The sequence below is a fragment of the uncultured Clostridium sp. genome (genome assembly GCF_900547735.1).
Lineage (GTDB): Bacteria > Bacillota > Clostridia > Lachnospirales > Lachnospiraceae > Otoolea.
In genome coordinates this window covers 22,531-45,358 of sequence record NZ_URHZ01000018.1, presented here as the reverse complement: position 1 = coordinate 45,358, position 22,828 = coordinate 22,531, and the positions used below count along the sequence as shown (strand labels likewise).

21 protein-coding genes and 1 riboswitch are annotated in these 22,828 nt (G+C 48.5%); of the genes, 18 read left to right on the top strand and 3 right to left on the bottom strand.

Translation table 11 applies throughout. The annotated features are described in order from the left end of the window. The first annotated feature begins 150 nt into the window (after nt 1-150). Nucleotides 151-2,262 carry a hybrid sensor histidine kinase/response regulator gene (locus tag QZT18_RS07965; protein ID WP_294146355.1) on the top strand — a complete coding sequence of 704 codons (2,112 nt, stop codon included), beginning with the start codon at nt 151-153 and terminating at the stop codon, nt 2,260-2,262. A gap of 12 nt (nt 2,263-2,274) precedes the next feature. Continuing rightward, nucleotides 2,275-3,603: an ABC transporter substrate-binding protein gene (locus QZT18_RS07960; RefSeq protein ID WP_294146353.1), complete on the top strand. Its 1,329-nt coding sequence runs from the start codon at nt 2,275-2,277 to the stop codon at nt 3,601-3,603. A gap of 397 nt (nt 3,604-4,000) precedes the next feature. Here QZT18_RS07960 and QZT18_RS07955 read toward each other — a convergent pair whose 3' ends face one another. Together QZT18_RS07955 and QZT18_RS07950 are read right to left on the bottom strand one after the other, a co-directional pair. Next, on the bottom strand, nt 4,001-4,573 hold the full coding sequence (locus QZT18_RS07955; RefSeq protein WP_294146350.1) for a YeeE/YedE thiosulfate transporter family protein: 573 nt from the start codon (nt 4,571-4,573) through the stop codon (nt 4,001-4,003). A 4-nt stretch (nt 4,574-4,577) separates the two neighbouring features. Beyond that, nucleotides 4,578-5,147: a YeeE/YedE thiosulfate transporter family protein gene (locus QZT18_RS07950; RefSeq protein ID WP_294146347.1), complete on the bottom strand. Its 570-nt coding sequence runs from the start codon at nt 5,145-5,147 to the stop codon at nt 4,578-4,580. 410 nt (nt 5,148-5,557) lie between these two features. On the opposite strand from QZT18_RS07950, the gene QZT18_RS07945 reads away from it, so the two are divergent. From QZT18_RS07945 to QZT18_RS07905, 9 genes are all read left to right on the top strand, one after another. Next, complete coding sequence (locus tag QZT18_RS07945; protein ID WP_294146345.1) at nt 5,558-5,698, top strand: hypothetical protein; 141 nt, start codon at nt 5,558-5,560, stop codon at nt 5,696-5,698. A gap of 274 nt (nt 5,699-5,972) precedes the next feature. Then, nucleotides 5,973-6,503, top strand: a complete 531-nt coding sequence (locus QZT18_RS07940) for a GNAT family N-acetyltransferase (protein ID WP_294146343.1) — start codon at nt 5,973-5,975, stop codon at nt 6,501-6,503. Between the two features lie 100 nt (nt 6,504-6,603). Beyond that, nucleotides 6,604-6,909 (top strand): DUF3781 domain-containing protein, encoded by a 306-nt coding sequence (locus tag QZT18_RS07935; RefSeq protein ID WP_366925823.1) that lies wholly within the window; start codon nt 6,604-6,606, stop codon nt 6,907-6,909. Nucleotides 6,910-7,039: 130 nt separating this feature from the next. After that, nucleotides 7,040-8,473 carry a hypothetical protein gene (locus QZT18_RS07930; protein ID WP_294146340.1) on the top strand — a complete coding sequence of 478 codons (1,434 nt, stop codon included), beginning with the start codon at nt 7,040-7,042 and terminating at the stop codon, nt 8,471-8,473. After that, nucleotides 8,474-8,665 (top strand): hypothetical protein, encoded by a 192-nt coding sequence (locus QZT18_RS07925; protein ID WP_294146338.1) that lies wholly within the window; start codon nt 8,474-8,476, stop codon nt 8,663-8,665. Between the two features lie 10 nt (nt 8,666-8,675). After that, on the top strand, nt 8,676-9,200 hold the full coding sequence (locus QZT18_RS07920; RefSeq protein ID WP_294146335.1) for a VanZ family protein: 525 nt from the start codon (nt 8,676-8,678) through the stop codon (nt 9,198-9,200). Between the two features lie 484 nt (nt 9,201-9,684). Continuing rightward, nucleotides 9,685-11,343 (top strand): bifunctional diguanylate cyclase/phosphodiesterase, encoded by a 1,659-nt coding sequence (locus QZT18_RS07915; protein ID WP_294146333.1) that lies wholly within the window; start codon nt 9,685-9,687, stop codon nt 11,341-11,343. Nucleotides 11,344-11,417: 74 nt separating this feature from the next. Next, nucleotides 11,418-12,962 (top strand): diguanylate cyclase domain-containing protein, encoded by a 1,545-nt coding sequence (locus QZT18_RS07910; protein WP_294146331.1) that lies wholly within the window; start codon nt 11,418-11,420, stop codon nt 12,960-12,962. A gap of 111 nt (nt 12,963-13,073) precedes the next feature. After that, nucleotides 13,074-13,484 (top strand): hypothetical protein, encoded by a 411-nt coding sequence (locus QZT18_RS07905; RefSeq protein ID WP_294146329.1) that lies wholly within the window; start codon nt 13,074-13,076, stop codon nt 13,482-13,484. Between the two features lie 350 nt (nt 13,485-13,834). On the opposite strand, the gene QZT18_RS07900 is transcribed toward QZT18_RS07905, so the two are convergent. After that, a complete protein-coding gene (locus QZT18_RS07900) occupies nt 13,835-14,032 on the bottom strand; it encodes a hypothetical protein (RefSeq protein WP_294146327.1) in 198 nt (65 codons plus the stop codon). Between the two features lie 140 nt (nt 14,033-14,172). On the opposite strand from QZT18_RS07900, the gene QZT18_RS07895 reads away from it, so the two are divergent. From QZT18_RS07895 to QZT18_RS07865, 7 genes are all read left to right on the top strand, one after another. Continuing rightward, nucleotides 14,173-14,928, top strand: coding sequence for a class I SAM-dependent methyltransferase (locus tag QZT18_RS07895; RefSeq protein ID WP_294146325.1), 756 nt, complete (start codon nt 14,173-14,175; stop codon nt 14,926-14,928). Nucleotides 14,929-15,123: 195 nt separating this feature from the next. Then, a complete protein-coding gene (locus QZT18_RS07890; protein ID WP_294146323.1) occupies nt 15,124-15,873 on the top strand; it encodes a Type 1 glutamine amidotransferase-like domain-containing protein in 750 nt (249 codons plus the stop codon). Between the two features lie 4 nt (nt 15,874-15,877). Next, nucleotides 15,878-17,359 (top strand): xylulokinase, encoded by a 1,482-nt coding sequence (gene xylB, locus QZT18_RS07885; protein ID WP_294146319.1) that lies wholly within the window; start codon nt 15,878-15,880, stop codon nt 17,357-17,359. 636 nt (nt 17,360-17,995) lie between these two features. Further along, nucleotides 17,996-18,204, top strand: a riboswitch (cobalamin riboswitch). Between the two features lie 268 nt (nt 18,205-18,472). Next, complete coding sequence (locus tag QZT18_RS07880; protein ID WP_294146317.1) at nt 18,473-19,507, top strand: sirohydrochlorin cobaltochelatase; 1,035 nt, start codon at nt 18,473-18,475, stop codon at nt 19,505-19,507. A gap of 90 nt (nt 19,508-19,597) precedes the next feature. Continuing rightward, nucleotides 19,598-20,575 (top strand): hypothetical protein, encoded by a 978-nt coding sequence (locus QZT18_RS07875; RefSeq protein ID WP_366925819.1) that lies wholly within the window; start codon nt 19,598-19,600, stop codon nt 20,573-20,575. Between the two features lie 5 nt (nt 20,576-20,580). Then, on the top strand, nt 20,581-21,765 hold the full coding sequence (locus tag QZT18_RS07870; RefSeq protein WP_366925818.1) for an ABC transporter substrate-binding protein: 1,185 nt from the start codon (nt 20,581-20,583) through the stop codon (nt 21,763-21,765). 42 nt (nt 21,766-21,807) lie between these two features. Then, entirely contained in the window at nt 21,808-22,821 is a 1,014-nt protein-coding gene (locus tag QZT18_RS07865; RefSeq protein ID WP_294146314.1) for an iron ABC transporter permease, read from the top strand. Nucleotides 22,822-22,828 lie beyond the last annotated feature (7 nt).

Below are 22,828 nucleotides of genomic sequence, written 5' to 3'. Positions count from 1 at the left end.
ATGATTCAAGATTCCGGTCAAATGCCTGTTAATACTGTCAAGCCTGGCATACTACAGATAAATGCGATTTCCGCCGTTTCCGTTTCCCCGTATGACGGGCGAAAGTAATACGACGAAGCTGTATCTGGCTTAGCGGAACATTCCAGGGGAATGGAGGATGTTATAAAAAGAGGAAAAAAGAACCGGGCAATCGCTTTTGTTATAGCGACATTAGTCGTTTTATCGCTTGCGGTCTGCGTCTATATGAAACAGCTTACTAAAACAACCGATGCTTCGGTAGTAGCTTCGATGCAGGAATTATCCAGACATGATATGCAAAACATTCAAAGCGAATTGGAAAACTCCTGGGACTCCCTGTCTGCGGTTTACACCAGAACGCAGACAAGCCGATGCGCGACTATACAGGACGTTTGCAGACGCTTAAATTTAGAGCAGATTTCAAACATATTCAATACAATCTATCTGGTGGATTCTGATGGCAATACATACTCCAGCTCAAATGTGATTAAAAATGAAAAGGAAAAGAAGTACGTGCTGCCATTACTCTCGGGTCAGGATAAAGTTGTCATGCGCTATGACGATTTGGACGTTTTGGAAACGCTTACAGAAAGTCTCGTCTATGGAGTCCGGTGTGCCCCCTTTCAGGTGGATGGTATTCAGTTTATCGGAATCATCGGCTTTTCAAAAATCAACTTGATAGCAGATCGCCTGAAGATAGACAGTTTTGACGGGCGGGGGTATACCGGGATCATCGACATAGACGGTAATTATGTTGTCAACCGGGACCGCAGTGCTGGAATAGGGGAAATCGACAATTATTTTGAACAACTGCAGAACTGCGCGGGTCTGTCAAAAAAGGATATTTCAGATATTACCGCCCGAATAGGGCAGGGAGAAGAGCTGCTGCTGCACTTTAATTACATCGATCAGGGAGCTCAGGTGGTGTCCTTCATCCCAATGCCCGGTACGACATGGAGCATTGTACTGACAGTTCCCCGGGAAGTGTTCCGCGAACAGACGCAGCAGTTTGTACTCATGACAGTTGTGATGCTTGTAGTCGTCGTGATGGTTTTGTGCCTGATGATGTTCGTGATTGTACGTATCTCCCTGATTTCTGCGACGGCAAGAGCGGAGGCAAAATCCCGCGGAGAGTTCCTTTCGAACATGAGCCACGAGATCCGCACACCGCTCAATGGAATTATCGGCCTGATCCATCTGATGCAGCAGAACATAGGGGATCCTGAACGAATGACAGGATATCTTAGAAAATCTGATTCAACGGCAAAGTACCTGCTTTCTCTTGTCAATGATATTCTGGATATGTCAAAACTTCAATCTGACAAAATGGTGCTGGTGCCGAAACCGTTTTCTGTTAATGAGCTGATTTCTACGACAGAGGCCCTGATGCGCAGCCGAATGGAGGATAAGGGGATTGACTTCCGGGTCGAAACAAGTATTATCTGTTCCGGCCTTGTTGGAGACGATATAAGGATTGAACAGATCCTCGTCAATATTCTGGGAAATGCGGTTAAATTTACACCGGAGGGCGGCCATGTCACCATGCGGGTATTCCAATCGGCTGAAGGCGGAAGGATATTGACAACCTATCAGGTAGAAGACACCGGCTGCGGCATGAGTGAGGAGTTCCAGCAAAAGATATTCGAGCCGTTTAGTCAGGAGCGGAGTTCTCAGGGAAGCAAGGGCACCGGTCTTGGTATGTCCATCAGTTCGCTGCTGGCGAAGCAAATGGGAGGCACACTGACTGTGATGAGCCGGCTGGGTGAAGGAAGCTGTTTTACCTTTGCTCTGATGTCGGAGATGGCTCCGGACGATTCGGTCGGTTCTGTTGTGGAAGACAACGTACATCAAGTCCGTGAAAACGAGAAAAAACTGCATATTCTGGTAGCCGAGGATAATGATTTAAACGCGGAAATCCTTATGGAAATATTGGCTGCTTCGGATTTTACCGCAGTCCGGGCCGCGGATGGCGGAGAGGTAGTTGAACTGTTTGAGAAATCCCCGCCATATGAGTTCGACATAATCCTGATGGATTTGCAAATGCCCGTGCGGAATGGCTATGAGGCGACAAAACTCATCCGCAGACTCAATCGTCCGGACGCAAAGAAGGTTATTATTTATGCCTGTACAGCCAATACATTCAGGGAGGATCAGGACCAGGCGAGAGAAGCGGGAATGGACGGCTTCATTGCAAAACCAATCGACGTAAACAAGTTGATGCAGAAGCTCGGAGCAGGAAAATAGAGGAGAGTAGAAATGAAAAACTGGAGAAGGATTGTTACAGAGGGAATATTCTTTGTTATGCTTGTGGGCGCGCTTACCGGTTGTAAAACACAGGAGGCGGAGAAGCGGCAGATTACGCTGAAAGTAAAGCTCCCTCCGTTGACAGTGGCTAATGCCGACACGGACATTACCGATTCTTATGAAGTATTAAGCAGGGTAGGTGAGGAGTTTGCCGCCCAGTATACGGACTACGATGTCACGGTGGAGGTTGTGAAATTCGGCTACACGGAGGAGGACGAATATATTACCGGCTGCTTTGATACGGATAATGCAGTGGACATTCTGTTCGAAGGTTACTTCAACATGGCGGGATATATACATACGGGCCGTGTGGCGCCGCTGGACGACATCATCACGGAAGAAATGCGGGCAGACGTTGACACCATGCTCTGGAAGATGAGCCAGATGGACGGCAAGACCTATATGATGCCCTATTACAGTCTTCAAAACACGCTGATTTATAACCGGGATCTGTTCCGCCAATGCGGGCTGGAAAAGTATATTGGAGAGGAGGGCACGATACAGAGCTGGACACCGGAGGAATGGGAAGACATTCTTTCCACGCTGGCCGAAAAGCTGCCTGAGATGACCTATCCCATGTTGATGTACGCCAAGAACGACCAGGGAGATACGCATATCATGACTTTACTGCGCAGTAAAGGCAGTTCTTTCTTTGATGAAAAGGGCCGTTTTAATCTCAATACGGAAGAGGGGATTGCCGCCCTGCAGTGGATCGCTGATTCCTATCAGAAGGGCTATTTTCCGGCCGGCTGTGAGAACATGGAGATAGTTGACTGCAGCAATTTATTTGCCAATAACCAACTTGCCATATATATAGCGAACAGCGCCACTCTGCCCGGTATGGACAGGAGTTCGACAGGGGTGGCCAATTTCCCCAGCCCGGACGGGAAAGGATATAACACGTCTTTTGTCACCGGCTTTGAGATTTTCGACAATGGGGACCCGGAGAAGGTCCGGGCCGCCAAGGATTTCCTGCGTTATTTTATGTCTAATGAGGAACTCATGAATTACGCGCAGGTCGGCATCCCTGCCAGCAATGCGACGACGGAACGTGTGAGCGGACACATTTTTATGCAGGAGGCCTATACTGCCAACGCGTCCAACACGGTGGATTTTACCGCCAATAATCCCAATTGGCGCGGTGTGCGAGACGTGTTCTATACACACATTCACGAACTCCTTGCCGGAACCAAAACGCCGCAGGAGGCAGCCGAAGCGCTTGATGAGGATTGTAATGCGGCGATAGAGGCGGGCTGGGAAAATAGTAAACTGCACGAGTAGAGCGGGGATACGGTTTTTGATGAGTTTTGACATACACTAAATATATAACGGCATTTATAAAAGAAAACAGGAGTAAAATCGCCTCTCCAAGGCGGATTTTATTCCCGTTTTTTATAAACCATCTCACCGCACAAACCTGTCCTACAGACTGTAATTTGCCGCATCCGTAATTCCCATTGCAACGAGCCCGTCTATAGCATATCCGAGCTCATGCCGCCATTTTAAGCAGCGGGTGACGGCTCTCATCAACCGTAATCAGATGCTCCCGGATACTAAGGAAGGGGGCCTGAAAAAACATAAAAGACTGCCAGAGGAGGCGCATCAGCATGTCATTTTTTAAGGGTTTGTAAAGGAGTATGTGCGTTCTGCAATTCGCCCAACGCCGCAAAGATTCCGTTCACGAGGAAGAACTGTTGGATTTAAAATTAACAGGCAGGATTAGACCGATTACCATAAACAGAACAGCCACGATCAGCAAACCCATGAATCCGATCGGAAACACGGCATCATATGCATCCGTAATTTTAAATAAAGTCAGTTTTCCAAGATTCATGATGGAAAACAGCCCGATTTGCTTCCAATACTCATAGGTGACAGAAAAGAGCCATGCGCCTGTAAGACCGCCGAACACTGCGCTGACTGCCTTTTTATACCCGCCGCTGCCGGTTGCCGCCACGCAGGTTCCGGGACAAGTGCCTACGGTGCCGAATCCAATTCCAAAAAGCAGACCCCCTGTTATTACGCCCAGGTTTGTCCCCTTAACGCCTAAATGCGCAAGATTCAACACGCCGGTCAACCCGGCGAGTGACAGCAATGCACTGGCAAATCCAATGCCGAAGATAATTATTTTCATTAATTCCAAATTTTCAAGGCGCAGCATGGAAATCAGTTTTTTTGGTGATGAAGCACCGGATAAATATAATACATATCCAAACAAAAAGCCCAAAATAATTGCAAGTACATTTTCCATTGATTTACCTCCGCCCGTTCGTATTACCGATAGTCACTGCGGTCGGAATTGCAACGAGAAAGACTGCAATCGCAAAGATATAACCACTGACGCTTCCCTGCATGATACCGCTCATCATATGTCCGCTCGTACATCCGTCGGCCATTCTTGCGCCATATAGAAGTATGGCTCCGCCAAGAAAGGAGGGGACATACAGACGAAGAAAACCCTGCCGGTTTTGATTCACGTCTTCACCTACGCCGCTCATTTCACTGCGTTTGCGTTTATCACGGACGGCGTAGGCAGTATAGGCCCCGAACGGAATTGCCAATACGAAAATAAAATTGTAATTCCAGGGTTCCTTAATTGATTGTGCCAGTTTTCCGTCGCTTTTGTCATAGTAAGAGTTGGTGCTTTCATAGCCGGAAGTCCGTTCTTTATTTTCGGTTATAATGTTTTCGTCTAAAGCGCTATGGAAAATACCCGACAGTACGGAAAACTGTGTGGATACTCCGATGGGCTTTATGAGTAAAAGTGAAATGAAAAAAACAGTACCCAGTGCGAGTGCCTTTTTGAGCCAGGAATATTGTTTCATGAAAGTCCCCCAATTGTTTTATAATGGTAAAGTATCCCCTGATTCTTCCAAATTATTCGTATGTAAGATTCCGGTTCAATTTCTGTAAGGAGGGGACTTTAACAGTATTTTATTTCATCCTTGATTATCCTGTCGAATACCCGTGCCGCCGCATAAATCTGCAGGGGCTCGAAAGCTTCATTGCTTAAAAACGGAAAACATCAGTGGAATGTAACACCGAAGAAAAAGTGTAAAAAACATATATTTTACCGTTTTATCTGTCACAAACGCAACACTTGAAACGTTTAATAAGTGGGAGTCCCCAACCCCGAGTATTTTTTTCATTTGTAAGAGCACCGGTTTCCTTCGGCCGGTGCTCCCTCTCCTTCAGGAATAAACAAACAGACAGGAGCTGGAACCGGGGGCAGCCTATGACGCGTGTAAAGGCGCTCAGTGAAGGCTGCACGAAGGATATGCCGGGAATGGCGTATCTCTGTCCCACATGGCAGGGATGGCGGCGGGACAGGAAGAATAAATATAAAAGAAGGAATAATGCAGGCGGCAGGGTGTGACCTTGCCGCCTGTTTAAATGCCGGTTAAAATAGACTTAAATCCACTTGATTATCCGTCGTCCGGCTGACATAACAATGCTTGTGCCCGATAAATGTAACAGGAATCAGGGAATATGCATTTATATTTGTTCTCTTTCCTTGTTTTTAGACTGCCTAAAATGGTAAGATAATAGAATAGCCGGAACTATATTTAGCCGGAATCCTTCTGAAACGAAAGAACGGTAAGTTGCGGGAAATAAGATGTAATAAGAATAAAAGCGGCGGGGGCATCATTATGGACAGAATCGAATTAATAAAGCCTACAAAAGAATATGAGGGCCAGGTTATGGCCTATAAAGCAGAAATGCACGGCAATAACGACAGCTTTGACGGCTGCGCAGGCCTGGAAGAGGTGGAAGGATATGACGAGTGGCTGAATTTTGAAACGCGGCTGTCGAAAAAATACGGGGAGGGCTACGTTCCGTCCGAAGTGTATCTGGCCGTGAGGCAATGTGACAATAAACTCGTTGGTATCATGGATTACAGACATCCCCTTTCGCCGTTTTTACTGCACCACGGCGGCAATATCGGGTATAGCGTAAGGCCGTCGGAAAGACGCAGGGGATATGCGGGGGAAATGCTGAAGCTGATGAAAGGCATATGCAGAGAATTCAACGAAGAGAGAATCTTATTGACCTGTGATAAAGAAAACACCGCATCTTCGAAGGTAATTAAGGCGAATGGCGGAGTCCTGGAGAACGAAGTGCGGGATACCGCCGGGTTAAGTAAATCCGGTATTTTTCAGAGGTACTGGATCACCCTCTAAAGCCCGTAGGGTTTTACTGCCGCATGGCGGTAAGAAGCAGGATGTAAAAGCACTTGTTGCCGAAACCGGAATCAGCATAAAACAGGAGGATGAGAATTTGATTGAAAAATACGAATGTGAACTGATTTTGAATCTTGATAAACTGCATACGACGGAACTCGGGGCAAAACGGATTAAAAGAAATCTTTCTTTAGACACGGAGGATGCGGTTGCCTGGTGCAGGGAGAAGATACAGGCTCCCGAAACCGTTATTTTTAGAAAGGGCAAGAACTGGTACGCGGACACGGAGAACTGTGAAATAACGGTAAATGCCTACAGCTATACGATTATAACTGCCCATAAAATAACAACTGCCCATAAAATAACAACTGCCCATAAAATAACAACTGCCCATGAGATGAAGTGAATACCCATGAATTGAAGTGAATGCCCATGAGATGAAGTGAATACCTATGAGATGAAGTGAATACCCATGAGGCAAAGTAAATACTCATGAGACAAAATAAATACCGGGTAAGGATGATAAGGAGAACAATATGAAGAAGAAATACCTGCTGTTATCCCTGGTGTTTACAGCGGCCGCCATAGCCTCAGGCTGTGCCGGTAAAACACAGGCAAAGGCCGAGTCCGGACCGAATCCTTATTATGATGAGCTAAACCGCCTGACCTTCAGCGATTATGAATTTCATCTCGGCGACACACTTCGCCGGATAGGGGAAGAGTACGATGACATCAAAATGACGGAGAATGAGCTGCTGCCGGATCGGGACGACCAGGAGGCATCTTATATGACGGCAGACGGCAGCCGGGTGACAAACTACCGTCATGAAGCTGCCATCCAGGCGGTTGCGGGCAACGGTGAGGCTATTACGTTCCTCTGGGCGTCGGTTGAAAATAATACCGGGGCGGAAGCCGGTTCCCACGAGCTTCCAATAACGGGCTATGAAGCCGCGGAAGCCGCTGCTTCCGTAATCCGGACTCCATCCGCGGTTAAAGATTTCATAAGCGCCCATATCCGGGAGAAACAGTGGAGCGGCTATGACCCGGAGAAACTTTGCTTTGCCGAAACCGGCTCGGAAGAATGGGCGGAGAATCAGTATTCAGTGACTGCGCGGCTTGTAGTATTTGAAGATCATACCTTTAACCGGTATCTTCAATATGATTTGAAAGGTACCGATGTCTTCCGCAGTGAGGAGGAGATAGCAAAGACAAAAGAGATGGTAAAGGATGTTCTGGATAAAATGTCGGACCAACAAAAGGCCGCGCTGGAAGAAAAAGAACGGTTTTTTGCCGATTCCCTTAAATTAAAAGCCGTCACACTTGGAACGCCGCACAGCGGCAAGACCAGGGAATACGCAGATCAGGTGCTGGCATTTGTAAATGCAGGGCGGAACCGGGACTATTTTCTCACAAAGGGTGATACTACCTACACGATGCTGGATACCTTTGAGAATTTTTCAGGCAGCAGGAAGCTTTTGCGTGTGACGGACCGCGGCTATACATACCAGCCGGAGACAGAGACTCTGGGGGGATACGGGAACGGCCTGACGGCCGACACGGTGTGGGATACCCTGGGACTGACGGCGGAAGGGAGTGAGCTCCTGGTGCTGCCTGCAGTTACAAACTTTACAGACAAAACAATAGACACCGCCGCGGGTCTGGTTACCCATGTGACCCAATATGGAGGCGGATATGAGAGTGTGGTTCTGCCGGATAATGCAGCGGATGCCGTAAACCGGTTCTGGCTCGGCGGCGAAGACGAGATACCTGATTTTCTGGAGTATCAAACGGAGCACGATAAAATTACGGTGACTTATCCGGTCCTGTCCCAGAACGGTTCTTTCTGCGAATGCCGGGTCGATATGACACCGCTCGATTATCCGGCGATAACCATCCGGTATGAGGTTTTGTTTTCGCTGGATACCGGAGAAGTGACCGATGCGAATTTCAAATTACTGGATGAGAATTGAATGAAGCTGACCGCAGGCGTGGAGGCCGGACAGAGGGCACAAAGCAGTGGAGGCTGGACAAAGGGGCACAGAGCAGCGGAGGCCGGACAGAGGGACACAGAGCAGCGGAGGCCGGACAAAGGGACACAGAGCGGCGGAGATCGGTTAACAATCACTAAGGAGAAAGCGGAAAGGGAATATGGAGAAACATAGAAAAAATAGTATGGATAAACGCGAGAAGACAAACTGTCGGATTTTTCATGATTTATTACTTTATTCTGTTTTTGCATTCTATCTGCTGGTTCTGTTTGCGCTGCTCTTTATGAAAAAACAGTCATTCCGTTCCGTCAGTCTCGTGCCGTTCCGCTCCATAGCCGAATATTTATCGGACGAAGTCCTGAGGCGGAGTTTTGCGCTCAGCAATCTGCTTGGAAATATTGTGCTGTTCGTCCCCCTGGGCGGATATCTTACGCTGTTTAACCGCGATAAAAGGGTATATACCAATGTTCTGTGGATTATCTTAATCAGCACAGCGGCCGAAGCGCTGCAGTATCTCTTCCAGGTTGGAGCAACGGATATTGACGATGTGATTCTGAACGGACTGGGCGGTTTCATCGGAGTGGCGGCGTACCGGATTTTACTGCTGGTATTGAAGGATACGGGGAAAGTCAGGACGGCGATTGAAATAATCGCTCCGGTGACGGGAACTGTTTTCTTCCTGGCCCTGTTTCTCTATAATGCGGCTTAGTCAGGGAGAGGAGATAAACAGAATGCAAAGGATAACCGGGACGCAGGAGCAATCAGAAAACGTGTAGTGTCAGAATATGGTATATGCAAAAAAAATGCATAAATATTTAGATGATACAAGACATAAAGATATAGACAAAAGACAGTGTAAGCAGAATATTCACACAAATAAATGGTTGAAATAATATGAAGGCGTTTTGTGAAAAGAACAGAAGGGCAGTCTCTAATGCATCAAATTTTGCCGTGTGTGGTCTGACGGGTGATAGAAAACAGAGGAAATTCAGTGCCCCGAAGTAAAATTTCTTTTTGATAAATGATTGAAACACGCCTGTCTTTTTGCTATAGTAGATCTATATATTACCAGAAATAGACTTTTTTTACCGGTTCTGAGATGAAACGGATTTGGTAGGAAGAAAATTACGGGTATCTGTTTATAATATTGATGAAATAAGAGAAATTAACAGACTGCCTGTACGGAGGATGACATGCCGGACATGATAAAGCAAGAGATGTTTACAGCAAATACGATTATGGATCTGCTTTCCGAGACCACGGATGATTATTTATTCCTGTGGGATATTAAAAACGGAACTTTTTATATATCGGAAAATGCATTTGAAGATTTAGACATTGACCGTCTGATTGAGACAGACGTCGTAGCTGAATGGTCCAGGATTATGGTTCCTGAAGATCTTCCCGTGTGGCTTGAGGATATGGAACGGATCCAAAGGGGCGGCAGGGATTACCATGACATGGAATACCGGGTCCGCAATAAATCCGGCCGCATCATCTGGGTTTCATGCAGGGGAACGGTGAAAAAGGACAAGCAGAACAGGCCTCTGTTCATGATTGGACGAATTTCCAATATAGGGAGGCAGAACAAATTCGACAATGTCACCGGCCTGAGAAACAGGAGCCAGTTTGAAAAAGATCTGGAACAGCTTTTCAATCAGGGGAAACCGGCTCAGGGAATCGTTGTTGTACTGGACATTGACAATTTTAGAAATATCAATGAGAAGCACGGCTACGCCTTTGGCGACCGTGTCCTCAATATTATTTCCACGCTGATATCTTCCCTTCTGCCCGAAGGCTGTCCGCTGTACCGGCTGGACGGAGATGAGTTTGTCTTCTTTATGCAGGGCGGTACGGAGGAGCATATCAGGGGCATCTATGAAAATATTCAGATTTTTATAGGCAACCATTTCACTGTGGACGGGCAGCAGCTTCCGGTATCCGTTTCGGCCGGTGCCTGTTTCTATCCAAAAGACGGTGTGACCTATCAGAAGCTGTTCAGGAATGCGGAGAATGCGGTTGAGATAGCCAAGATGAATGGAAAAAACCAGCTCGCTCTCTTTTCTGAGGACATATATAAACGGAAAATGAGGATTATGGAGCTTCAGGAAAGCCTGCATTCCTGTGTGAAAAACGGATGCAGGGAGTTTGAAGTATATTACCAGCCCCAGGTGGAAGCAAAGACGGGAAAGGTAGTGGGCGCAGAGGCACTGCTCCGCTGGCATTCGCCGGAACACGGGGAGGTTTCCCCGGTGGAATTTATTCCTCTTCTGGAGGAGAGCCGTTCCATTACCCAGGTGGGGAAATGGGTGCTGGAGGAGAGCATCAGACAGCGCAAAGCGTGGAAGAGTAAATTCCCGGGATTTCTGATGAGTGTCAATGTCTCGTATATCCAGTTAAAAGAAAATGATCTGCTGGCTTATCTGAGGGAAAAGTCCAAGGAAGGACTGGAGGCCGAACGCTTTATCCTGGAATTGACGGAAAGCTGCTGGGTGCCCAACTTACATATTATAAACCAGGAATTCAGAGGCCTTCAGGCAATGGGATTCGGAATTGCAATCGATGATTTCGGAACAGGCTATTCTTCATTAAGCCATTTAAAAGGATTGCCTGCCAATGTGCTGAAAATAGACCGCAGTTTTATAAAAGGCATTGAGGATGGCAGCTACGAATATATCTTTTTGGAGTATATTATCAAACTTGCACACAGCATCTCCGCACTCGTCTGTGTGGAAGGTGTGGAAACGGAAACGGAGCTGGAGGTTGTGAGACAGGCATCGCCTGATTACATACAGGGCTTTCTGTTCGGCAGACCTGTCAGCGCATCGGAATTTGAACGTCTGTATCTGTAGGCGCGCCGCGGTATGCGGGGAGGGGTCACATGTACCAATGCGAAAGTCAAATCACGTTATTTGGCAGGAATCCAATGATTGAAACTGTGCTCGGCCGGCTTGAGCCTCTGGAGCATTTTACCCATAAAATTGCTGCGGAGGCTGGGCCGGAGCCTGAATTACTGAAGCAAAGTGATGTGGTGATCTGGAATCTGGAAGGAGAAACGACGCCTTCAAAGATACGTACGATGTGTAAGGAGGGGGCGGTGCTTGTTTACTGCGCCTGGCATGAAGAGATCGATCATTTTTCGTCCCGGGATTTGGAGGCCGCAGATGAATTCTGGGAGCTTCCTCTGAACGGGGAACGGGTCGGAATCAGACTGGCGCGCATCATGAAGCAGCTCAAGCTGCGCTATGATTTATATATGACACAGACCTATCTGGATACGGCCATCGACAGTATCCCGGACATGCTGTGGTTTAAATCCCTTAAAGGAACCCATGTAAAGGTCAATAAGGCCTTCTGCTCGGTTGTCGGGAAAGCAAGGGAGGATGTGACGGGACGCGATCACTGCTATATCTGGGGAGTGTCCCCGGATGACCTGGAGAACGGAGAAGCATCCTGCAGGGAATCCGAAGATGCGGTCATCAGGGCGCTTCATACGCTGCAGTTTACCGAAGCGGTAAAGTGCTCCAGGGGACTGCGCCAGCTTCGCACCTATAAGACTCCGATTCTGGACCGGGACGGGAAAACAGTCCTGGGAACCGTGGGAATCGGCCACGATGTTACGGATCTTGTCAACATGAGTGCAGAGATGGAAATTCTTCTCCAGAGCATGCCCTATGCGATTCTTTTATGGAATAACTGCGGGGAGATTATTAATGCCAATATGAAGTTTGAGGAATATTTCCATACGGACAGACAGTCGGTCATTGGCCGTGACTATAATGAGTGGACGGCACACGCATTTGAAGAAAGGCATTCGATTAACAGCGAAGGTTATGTGGAGGCAAAGGTATGCCTGGAGGACGGTTCCGGGAAAGTGCTGGAAATCCATGAAAGTTCCATCTACGATGTGTTTCATAATGTGGCCGGAAAACTGTGCATCTTCCGTGATGTAACGGTGGAACGTGATTTGGAGCGGCAGATTCGTCACAGCTCTAATACGGATTTCCTGACCGGGCTTTACAACAGGCGGTGTTTCTATCAGTATATCCACAATAACCGGGATAATAAGACGGTCAGCCTGATGTACATTGATCTCGACCGTTTTAAAGAAGTCAACGATACGCGGGGCCATAAGGTGGGGGATGCGGTACTGATGTGCACCGCAAAGATTCTTATTGAATTCTTCCCGGATGATTTTGTGGCCAGGCTGGGCGGGGATGAATTCCTGATGGTTCGGCTGGGGGAATGCAGCATCTCACAATTGGAGCAGGAGGCGGAACAGCTCATTAAAAAGATTCGGGACGATTTCAGCGGGAAGGAAGAGATCGGCAGTTTATCAGCCAGCATCGGAATTGCCAGGAGTGACGATCCCGGGATGGATATCGACCTGCTGCTGCAGCGCAGCGATCAGGCTCTCTATCAGGCTAAAAATGAAGGAAAGTCCTGTTACCGTGTCTATCGGGAGAATTAGTGGGCAATGAACGCCATTTCCCGCCGCAGAACTCGGGATTTTCACGAAGGTTTCCTTCTGTCGTATTTTGTGATATGATAGGGGAAAATGGGAAGGGAGAACATACATAACATGTTTTTAGATTCAGAAGTAATCAGTGTGATAGCCGCCATCGCCGCCATATTAATCGCGGTATATGTACTTATAAAGACAAACGGTTCCAGAGAGAAAAACTGCCGCAGCCTGTATCTGTACGAACAGTATGCCGGGAGCATTGGAAAATGCATCTCAGACAATACACCGGAAAATAAAAAAGAGTATAAGGTGAATTACTATCAGTTGTACATTTACATCGATCCGACGCTCAGAACGCAGATGGAAACCATAGACGAACATATGGACAGCGAAGATCTGGAGAGTGTAAAGAGCGAATTATCCGAGCTGAGTAAAAAATATGGCGAGATATATGATATCACTCAATTCAGTCCCCGGAGAAGAACACAGAAGGGCAAAGCTTTAATACAGATCAATATCAATAAATGAACACCCGTGGCGGCAAAACAACAGCGGAATTTGGAAACAAAAGAAGAAGTAAAAGAGGAAATAAACTAAGTTTTAAATTATTTTGAAAAAAGTTGTAAAAACCTGTCACAAAACTAAATCCAAAACGTTTATATAAGGTAGACTTTTCCAGGTCTATCTTATATTCTTTCAAGGAGCCGGGCTTAAACGCCTGGCTCCAACCCTATTCTGGGGAGATTCCCATCCCGGATATCATTCATTTACGAATTGAATGATTCCTATCAGACATTTTCAAACAATATTCCTGAACCGTATTTCTAAACGATATTCTTAATCAATAGTTCCGGCCGGAATTCCTGGCCGGCGCTCCGTCAGACATTCCCGGCATTCCATGAACGGCTTACCCGCTCCCGGCCCAGCAAGATACCTGCTGTGATATGAAGCTGTGACGCCGTCCTGATGGAATCGTGTTCCTCATGCAGGAGAAGCTGGAGCCACACCGGAAGAGAAACAAAATACCGCCTTGTGCTGCTGCTTTTTCGTAAGAGTTCTGATAAACATTCTGCCATTTCGATTCACCTCACGGTTAGAATGTGCAAAAATCTCGATAAATATATTTATAATAATGATTAGTTTTATCAAAACGAATCCTGTATAATGAAACCAAACGGCCAAATAAAGAAAATTCCGGCCGTCAGGAGGTAAAATTATGGCTCTCAAATGGAATGCGGACAAATATACACAGGACTTTTCATTTGTGCACGAATATGGCAATGACGTCATTAAACTGATCGATATGGAGGACAGGACATCCGTGCTGGATTTAGGATGCGGAAACGGAGCTCTTACAAACAGACTGTCCGGACTGGGGTTAAAGGCATGCGGCCTGGATGCCTCCCCTGAACTGCTTAAAATGGCCGGGGAAACTTATCCGGAGCTTGCTTTTTACCAGGGTGATGCGGCAGATTTCACACTGCCCGAAAAGGTGGATATCGTCTTTTCCAACGCGGTGCTTCACTGGATTGCCAAAGAGAAACAGGCGGATGTGCTGCGCTGTGTATACCGGTCGCTGAAAGATAAGGGACAGTTCGTCTTCGAATTTGGAGGAAGCGGAAATAATGTCCTGATTCACGAGGCGCTCAGGCAGGCGTTTACGGACAGGGGCCTTATATACAAAATGCCCTTCTATTTTCCCACCATCGGGGAATATGCTTCCCTGCTTGAAGAAAGCGGTTTTAAAGTAGTCTATGCTGTACTATTTGACAGACCCACCGAACTGAAGGGGGACAACGGCCTGTATGACTGGATTGATATGTTTATAAAGACTCCCTTTGACGGAGTGGACAAGGCGGTGAGAAGTGAAATCATCGGTGATGCGGTGGAACGGCTGAGGGAAAAGCTGTACCGTGAAGGAACGTGGTATTCGGACTATGTAAGGATAAGGTGTAAGGCGGTAAAGGACTAAGATGATAAGAGGATAGGACGATAAAGAAGCAGGGCGGGAAAGCGTAAGATGATAAGAAATAAAGATGAAGAAATAAGGATGAAGAAATAAAGATAAAGAAATAAAGAAGATATAAGGATGAAGAAATACGGGGAAAGAGATAAAAATTAATCCGGTAAGGGTAAAAAACAGGAAAAGGGGGTTCACAGAAAGAATATGATATCATTTTTAACAAGCAGTCCCGGCGGATGGCGCAGGGAGGAAGACAAGGCGGTTCCGTGCGGATTTGACAGGAGAAATGGTTTCGTCGATGAACTGAAAAAGTATTGGAGAAGTAACAGCAGATGCCTCATGATCAGCAGCGATCCGGATGACACGGAAATGAATGAACTGGTCAGGGATGTTTTCAGGGAATCTCTTTCTCTCAGCGGTCTTTTATGCGTCTGCTGTGACCTGTGTGACCGCAGGAGCGGCTTATCCCGGGAGGAGATTGGCGGTTATGATGTGATAGTGCTCTCAGGAGGCCATGTACCGACGGAGAACCGTTTTTTCAGGGAGATTGGGCTCAGGGAGAAGCTGTGCGGGTTTGACGGGATTGTGATAGGCATCAGCGCAGGAAGCATGAACAGCGCCGAGGTGGTCTATGCCCAGCCGGAACTGGAGGGAGAGGCATCCGATCCGGAATACAGCCGTTTTTTAAGCGGACTCGGCCTGACGGATCTTATGATACTGCCGCATTACCAGGACGTCAGGGATACGGTTCTGGACGGAATGCGGGTAATGGAGGACATTACATATCCGGACAGCGTGGGGCGCCGTTTTTACGCCCTGGTGGACGGGAGCTATATAACCGTCTCAGAGGGAGGGACAACCCTGCATGGAGAGGCCTGGCTGATTGAAAACAGCGGGATACGAAAGATATGTGAAGAAGATGAGCAGATATGTCTGACACGCAGGGAGGAATAAAAAAATGGCATGCATACTGGGAATTGATATCGGGACATCGGGAACGAAAGCCATGCTGCTGGATGAAAAGACGGGCGTCATAGGAGTGGAAAGCGAGAAGTACGATGTTTCCATACCTCAGATCGGGTACTCGGAACAGGAGCCGGATTTGTGGTGGGAGGCTGTGCTGGCCTGTCTATCCCGCCTCAGGGAGAAGCACGGCAGGGATTTTGAAGCGGTCGCTGCCGTGGGATTTTCGGGGCAGATGCACGGTCTTGTGATGACAGACAGAAACGGCCGTCCGATTCGGCCTGCCATACTGTGGCAGGATCAGCGTTCGGGGGAAGAGTGTCTGGAACTTGCAGAACGGATCCCGGAGCGGATCCGAACGGACAGCCTGCGCAACAGAATCTTTCCCGGATTTGCACTGCCGTCGCTTTGCTGGGTGAAAAAGCACGAACCGGAATGTTTTGACAGAATTTACAAAGTCATGCAGCCGAAAGACTATATCCGTTATAAGATGACCGGCCTATTTGGTGCGGAGGCCACAGATGCATCGGCTTCGCTGATGTTTGATATCGTAAAACGAGATTGGGCCTGGGAACTTCTCGGCCTGTGCGGCCTGCCGGAAGAAATTTTCCCGAAGTGCAGCGAGTCGGGGGCGGTACAGGGACGGATAAGCCGCGAATGTGCCGCGCAGACGGGACTCAGTGAGTCGGTGCAGGTCATCTTCGGCCTGGGAGATCAACAGGCCCAAAGCATAGGAAACGGAGTGTTTAAAGAGGGTACCTTTATCTGTAATATCGGAACCGGGGGACAGGTATCTGCTTTTTCCAAAAATCCGGTTTACGACCCGTCGTTCCGGACCCAGACTTTCTGCCACGGCGTGAACGGAGGTTATACCATATACGGAGCGGTCCTGAACGCCGGGATGTCCCTCAAATGGCTGAAAGACAACATTTTGAAAGTGGGAGGCTTCGACATGCTGAACACGATGGCAGGGGAGGTTCCCGCGGGAAGCGAGGGCCTGATTTTCCTGCCTTATCTGACAGGGGAGCGGACTCCGCATATGGATACCCATGCCAGAGGGATGTTTTTCGGCCTCCATCTGGCCCACACGGGAAAACATATGGCGCGGTCCGTTATGGAAGGCGTAACCTTTGCGCTGCGTGACTGCATGGAAATTCTGGAACAGACGGGAAAACGCTGCGACCGGATCATATCCTCCGGAGGCGGGGCATCAAGTCCCGTGTGGCTGCAGATTCAGGCAGACATATTGGGGAAAGAGATTTTTGTCAGCAGTGTAACGGAGCAGGCCTGTCTCGGCGCCTGTCTTCTGGCCGGTGTGTCCACGGGCCTGTTTACCGGCCTGGAGGAAGCCGCCGCACGGTTTGTGTCGATGAAGAAAGAGACATACAAACCGATTCCGGAAAACGTCCTGCTTTATGACCGGATTTATTCGTCATATCGGAGTCTGTACGGCAGAACGGCGGACTTAATTGTTTAGCCGAACGCTAAGTCCTCCTCTAAGATAGAGTCCGAGACATATAAATGACTCATCCGCCCAGGCCGGATGGTCATGAAGAGGAGGAAGATTCTTACGGAACTCGCCAAAAACATGTAGAACCCCCTCGTTTTTTCGAACAACATAGTGGCTGCGACAATTCCCCTCTCCACTTGAAGGAACAGAACAAATCAGCTGCCGCAGTCCGAGCCGGAATGGAACGCGATCACCTCGGCGTCTTCAATCCCGGTCATAACCTGCCTGTGGGTAAGGGGAAAAATATTTTTGTGAACAGGTTGTATTCCGCGAGGCGTTTTCTGTGAGTGCAGCGTAGCGTAAGTCACAGAAAACCCGAGGATTGCGGCGCGAAACGGTGTTTTTACCGTTTCTGTGCATCGCGTAGCGTATTGCTGGGCACGGAGTGAACAGTAATCAAAAAGATTCCAAAGAGCGAGAGCGTTTCCCGCAGGAACTTTTTCTACCCGGATTCCCCACCTGCGACGAAACTTAGCCCGGGACTGAAGACTCACTACCTTCCTTACCATTCCGCCCCGGCCATCCCGGCGGCGTTCTCCTTTCTCAATCATCCCCCTTAAGCATATTGCATTTTTAGGAATTCGGTGGTAGGATATAAAACATATCGAGTTAAGAACATCCGGTGCCGTTGTCCGTGTTTTACGGAGAGCGGGTAATAGGGAAACAGGTGAAAAACCTGTGCGATCTCGTCACTGTGAGTAAGGAGCGCGCAATCTGCGTTATGTATGGCCACTGATCCGGTCCGGATTGGGAAGGCGATTGCGTGTGCTGATGTACAAGTCAGGAAACCTGCCGGATGTTGGTACAGGAATAAACTTCCAAATCACGAGTAATTGGTTGTGCCGATTTACGGTTTTCAGGCCGCAAATCTCTGACTCAGACGGGAAAAGATCTTTTGCACCGGGGAAAATGCATCCTGCGGTGTGGAAACCTTGCATGTTTTTATGATGCAGGGTGATTTAGTGCCGCGCAATTGTGCGTATGGGCCGCCGGTTTGAGATTCCATCAGAGATTGATGGCATATTCCTATACCTTCTGTATACCGATATTTTGTTTAGAGAAAAAAGGAGGAAAAGGAACATGAAGATCAAAAAACTGGTGGCATTATTTGCATTTGCAGCTTTGTCGGCCGCAGTGGCGACAGGCTGTGCAAGCGGACAGAAGGAAACAGCCGCAGACGTGACGGCAGCTACGGCGGAGGAGACAGCCGCTCCGGAGACAACAGCAGAGGAACCGGAAACGGAAGCCGCAGAAGAAGAGGACGAAGAGAATTACAATACGGGGGACGCATCATTGGATAATGTCAGAAATCAGGATGAGATTGGTGAGAACGAACTTATGGTAGTCAGTTTTGGTACAAGCTACAATGACAGCAGACGCCTCACCGTAGGAGCCATCGAGAACGCAATGGAGAAGGCATTTCCGGACTATTCGGTAAGAAGAGGTTTTACAAGCCAGATTATCATCGACCATGTTAAATCACGCGATAACATTGCCATCGACAATGTGGGTGAAGCGCTCGACCGTGCGGTGGATAACGGAGTTAAAAACCTTGTGATTCAGCCTACCCATCTGATGAACGGCCTGGAATATAATGATCTTGTCAACGAGGTGGCAGAGTATTCCGATTCATTTGAGAAAGTCGCAATCGGAGAACCGTTACTCACTTCCGATGATGATTTCAAAGCTGTTATCAAAGCTATTACAGAGGCGACCGCTGAGTATGATGACGGAGAAACCGCAATCTGTTTCATGGGTCACGGCACGGAAGCGGATTCCAACCAGGTATATGCGAAGATGCAGGATATGCTGACGGAAGCAGGATATAAGAATTACTTTGTAGGCACTGTAGAGGCAACACCAAGTCTGGACGATGTCCTTGCATCAGTAAAGAAGGGTGAATACAAAAAGGTGGTTTTAGAGCCGCTTATGATAGTTGCAGGCGATCACGCCAACAACGATATGGCAGGAGATGAGGAAGGTTCCTGGAAGACGGCGTTTGAGGGCGCAGGTTATGAAGTGACCTGTCTTGTCCGCGGACTCGGTGAGATGGAACCGATCCAGCAGCTCTTTGTAGAGCATGCAAAGGCCGCAGTGGACAGCCTGAAAAAGTAATAACGGAAACTGGAATAAGAGAAATAAATCAGGAAGAAAAATGGGCGGTCGGGATATTTTACTGATCGCCCTTTTAAAGGTGGAAGACAGATGAGATTTCAGAGAAAAGGGTGGCCGGCGGCGCTCCTGGCCCTGTGCCTCCTGACGGCAGGGTGCGGTTCCAAAACACCGGCGGCAGATGCGGGAAAGACGGTATCAGAGACGGTGGAATCCGGTGCGGATGAAAGTAAAAGCTCCGGCGGGGAGACACTGGGAGAATCCGGCGCAGAGTCGGAACAGGGAGATGACAGACTGGCCTCGGATCAGGAGACCGGCAGTCAGATAGACGTTGTGCAGGCCGGGATGAAGCCCGTTTACGGCAGCGAAGTAAAGGATGGTGTTTACTCTGTAAAGGTGGATTCCAGTTCCAGCATGTTCCGGATTGAGGAATGTGAGCTTACGGTAAAAGAGGGCGCGATGAACGCGGTGATGTCCATGAGCGGCACCGGATACGCGGAAGTTTATCTGGGAACGGGAGAGGAGGCCGTAAAGGCATCCGAGGAAGACTATATTCCGTACAAGGAGCTTGCGGATGGAACCAACACATTTGAAGTTCCGGTTGAGGCCCTGGATATGGGGATTGACTTAAGCGCATTCAGTAAAAGGAAGGAAAAATGGTATGACCGTGTCCTGGTATTCCGTGCCGATTCCCTTCCGGCCGATGCGTTTGCAGACGGGAAGATTACGACCGTGGAGAGCCTTGAGCTTTCAGACGGAAATTATACGGCCGGCGTTACCCTGGACGGAGGCTCCGGCAGGGCGTCGGTGGAATCACCGGCTGCTGTCCGTGTGGAAAATGGAAAGGCCTTTGCAACGGTTGTCTGGGGCAGTTCCAACTACGATTACATGAAGGTGGACGGCGTGAAATATGAGCTGATAAACAAAGAAGGAAATTCTGCTTTTGAAATTCCCGTCGGAGGTTTTGACTGGAAAATAGCGGTCATTGCAGACACGATTGCCATGAGCGAGCCTCACGAGATTGAATATACGCTGACCTTTGATTCCTCCACACTGAAAAAGGCTGAATAATGAGAATGAAAAAATATTTATCCATGTTTGTAATGGGGGCGCTTTTATGCTTTGCCTGCGGCTGCTCTTCACCGGGCGGCACAGTGTCCGGAACGGCCCGGGGGCAGTCTGCCGCGGAACAGGCCGGTTTTCAGGCGGAATGCTTAAACAATCTGAAGTTCGATCACAGCATGGAGCTTCTCTATGCGGATCAGTTTTCCGTGGACTATTATGAGGGTGGACTCATTCTGATTTCAATCCGGAACAGCGGCCGTTTTCTCGTCGTACCGGAACATGGTGAGCCTCCGGCCGTTCTTCCGGATGACGTGACGGTGATTAGACAGCCGCTTGAAAACATTTATCTGGCAGCCACTTCGGCAATGGATTTGTTTCGCAGCCTGGATGCCGTCGATCGGATAACACTTTCCGCTCTGGATGCCTCCGGCTGGTATATCGGGGAGGCGCGCGAGGCGCTGGAAGAAGGAAAAATGTTTTATGCGGGCAAATACCGCACGCCGGATTATGAGCTGATTCTTTCCAAATCATGTGATCTGGCGGTAGAGTCCACGATGATTAACCATTCTCCCGAGGTGAAAGAACAGCTTGAAAAACTGGGAATCCCCGTTCTGGTGGAACGTTCCAGCTATGAGAGCCATCCGCTTGGAAGAATGGAGTGGATGAAGCTTTATGGGGCGCTCCTGGGAAAAGAGGAACTGGCGGAGGCGCGTTTCAACGAACAGATGGAGCATCTGGACGGTGTGCTGGAACAGAAGAATACGGGGAAAACAGTGGCATTTTTCTATATCAGCTCCAACGGATATGTGAATGTGCGTAAACCGGGGGACTATGTGGCACGTATGATAGATATGGCGGGGGGAACCTATGTCCCTCAGAATATCAAGACGGAGCAAAACGCACTGTCCACAATGAACATGCAGATGGAGGCGTTTTATGCCGCCGCGAAAGAGGCGGACTATATTATCTACAACAGCACCATTGACGGTGAGCTTAAATCCGTCAATGAGCTTCTTGCAAAAAGCGGACTTCTGGCGGACTTCAAGGCCGTGAAAGAAGGGCATGTATGGTGTACGGAGAAAAACATGTTCCAGGAAACCATGGGGCTGGGGGATATGATAGTGGATATCCACACAATACTGACCGAAGACAGTCCGGATCCGGATAAAATGACATACATATACAGGCTGGAGTAGCAGGCAGAAGACATGTCTGCCGGCCGAATGGGAGTTGAAGATATGACGAATAGAACAAAGATGAGATACGGTATTTCATTTGCCCTTCTGGCAGCCCTTTTGTGCATTCTGTTTCTGTGGAATATAGGCTCGGGCAGCGTCGGCCTGTCCGTGCGGGAAATATGCAAAATCCTGTTCTTAAAAACGGGGGAGGATACGGCGTATCATATCATATGGGATATCCGTCTGCCGCGCATCCTGGCGGCCGTGATACTGGGGGGCGGGCTTTCGGTGTCCGGATTTCTGCTTCAGACATTTTTCGCAAACCCGATCGCCGGCCCGTTTGTGCTCGGCATCTCTTCCGGCGCAAAATTAGCGGTATCACTGATTATGATCGCGATGCTTGGAAGGGGAATTGTCGTGGGCTCGGCGGTCATGATTCTGGCGGCATTTGCCGGAGCCATGATTTCCATGGGGCTTATTCTTCTGATTTCCGGCCGGGTGAAAAAGATGTCCATGCTTGTAATCTGCGGGGTTATGATCGGTTACATCTGTTCCGCCGTGACCGATTTTGCCGTGACATTTGCGGATGACGCCAATATCGTCAACCTCCACAACTGGTCGATGGGCAGCTTTTCCGGGATGTCCTGGGAGAATGTCAGAGTAATGACGGCGGTGATTTTTGCATCGTTTATCCTTGTCTTTCTGATGGCAAAACCAATCGGCGCGTATCAGATGGGGGAGGTTTACGCACAGAATATGGGAGTGAATATCCGTTTGTTCCGGGTGGCGCTCATCCTGCTGTCCAGTATTTTATCGGCCTGTGTCACCGCCTTTGCAGGCCCTGTCTCCTTCGTCGGGATTGCCGTTCCTCATCTGGTGAAGAGCCTGTTTAAAACGGCAAAGCCGATTCTTATCATACCGGGATGTTTCCTCGGAGGAGCGGTGTTCTGCCTGTTCTGCGATCTGATTGCCAGGACGGTATTTGCCCCCACAGAGCTTAGCATCAGTTCCGTTACGGCCGTTTTCGGCGCACCGATTGTCATTTATATGATGGTAAGAAAAAGTATACGGTAAGGAGGGA

What these genes read in the sequence shown, in the direction of transcription:
- QZT18_RS07930 (WP_294146340.1), top strand. Translation starts at nt 7,040, where the DNA reads ATGAAGAAGAAATACCTGCTGTTATCCCTGGTGTTTACAGCGGCCGCC.
- QZT18_RS07865 (WP_294146314.1), top strand. Translation starts at nt 21,808, where the DNA reads ATGACGAATAGAACAAAGATGAGATACGGTATTTCATTTGCCCTTCTG.
- QZT18_RS07905 (WP_294146329.1), top strand. Translation starts at nt 13,074, where the DNA reads ATGTTTTTAGATTCAGAAGTAATCAGTGTGATAGCCGCCATCGCCGCC.
- xylB (WP_294146319.1), top strand. Translation starts at nt 15,878, where the DNA reads ATGGCATGCATACTGGGAATTGATATCGGGACATCGGGAACGAAAGCC.
- QZT18_RS07910 (WP_294146331.1), top strand. Translation starts at nt 11,418, where the DNA reads ATGATTGAAACTGTGCTCGGCCGGCTTGAGCCTCTGGAGCATTTTACC.
- QZT18_RS07940 (WP_294146343.1), top strand. Translation starts at nt 5,973, where the DNA reads ATGGACAGAATCGAATTAATAAAGCCTACAAAAGAATATGAGGGCCAG.
- QZT18_RS07915 (WP_294146333.1), top strand. Translation starts at nt 9,685, where the DNA reads ATGCCGGACATGATAAAGCAAGAGATGTTTACAGCAAATACGATTATG.
- QZT18_RS07870 (WP_366925818.1), top strand. Translation starts at nt 20,581, where the DNA reads ATGAAAAAATATTTATCCATGTTTGTAATGGGGGCGCTTTTATGCTTT.
- QZT18_RS07895 (WP_294146325.1), top strand. Translation starts at nt 14,173, where the DNA reads ATGGCTCTCAAATGGAATGCGGACAAATATACACAGGACTTTTCATTT.
- QZT18_RS07960 (WP_294146353.1), top strand. Translation starts at nt 2,275, where the DNA reads ATGAAAAACTGGAGAAGGATTGTTACAGAGGGAATATTCTTTGTTATG.
- QZT18_RS07875 (WP_366925819.1), top strand. Translation starts at nt 19,598, where the DNA reads ATGAGATTTCAGAGAAAAGGGTGGCCGGCGGCGCTCCTGGCCCTGTGC.
- QZT18_RS07880 (WP_294146317.1), top strand. Translation starts at nt 18,473, where the DNA reads ATGAAGATCAAAAAACTGGTGGCATTATTTGCATTTGCAGCTTTGTCG.
- QZT18_RS07945 (WP_294146345.1), top strand. Translation starts at nt 5,558, where the DNA reads ATGACGCGTGTAAAGGCGCTCAGTGAAGGCTGCACGAAGGATATGCCG.
- QZT18_RS07955 (WP_294146350.1), bottom strand. Translation starts at nt 4,573, where the DNA reads ATGGAAAATGTACTTGCAATTATTTTGGGCTTTTTGTTTGGATATGTA.
- QZT18_RS07920 (WP_294146335.1), top strand. Translation starts at nt 8,676, where the DNA reads ATGGATAAACGCGAGAAGACAAACTGTCGGATTTTTCATGATTTATTA.
- QZT18_RS07950 (WP_294146347.1), bottom strand. Translation starts at nt 5,147, where the DNA reads ATGAAACAATATTCCTGGCTCAAAAAGGCACTCGCACTGGGTACTGTT.
- QZT18_RS07925 (WP_294146338.1), top strand. Translation starts at nt 8,474, where the DNA reads ATGAAGCTGACCGCAGGCGTGGAGGCCGGACAGAGGGCACAAAGCAGT.
- QZT18_RS07900 (WP_294146327.1), bottom strand. Translation starts at nt 14,032, where the DNA reads ATGGCAGAATGTTTATCAGAACTCTTACGAAAAAGCAGCAGCACAAGG.
- QZT18_RS07890 (WP_294146323.1), top strand. Translation starts at nt 15,124, where the DNA reads ATGATATCATTTTTAACAAGCAGTCCCGGCGGATGGCGCAGGGAGGAA.
- QZT18_RS07965 (WP_294146355.1), top strand. Translation starts at nt 151, where the DNA reads ATGGAGGATGTTATAAAAAGAGGAAAAAAGAACCGGGCAATCGCTTTT.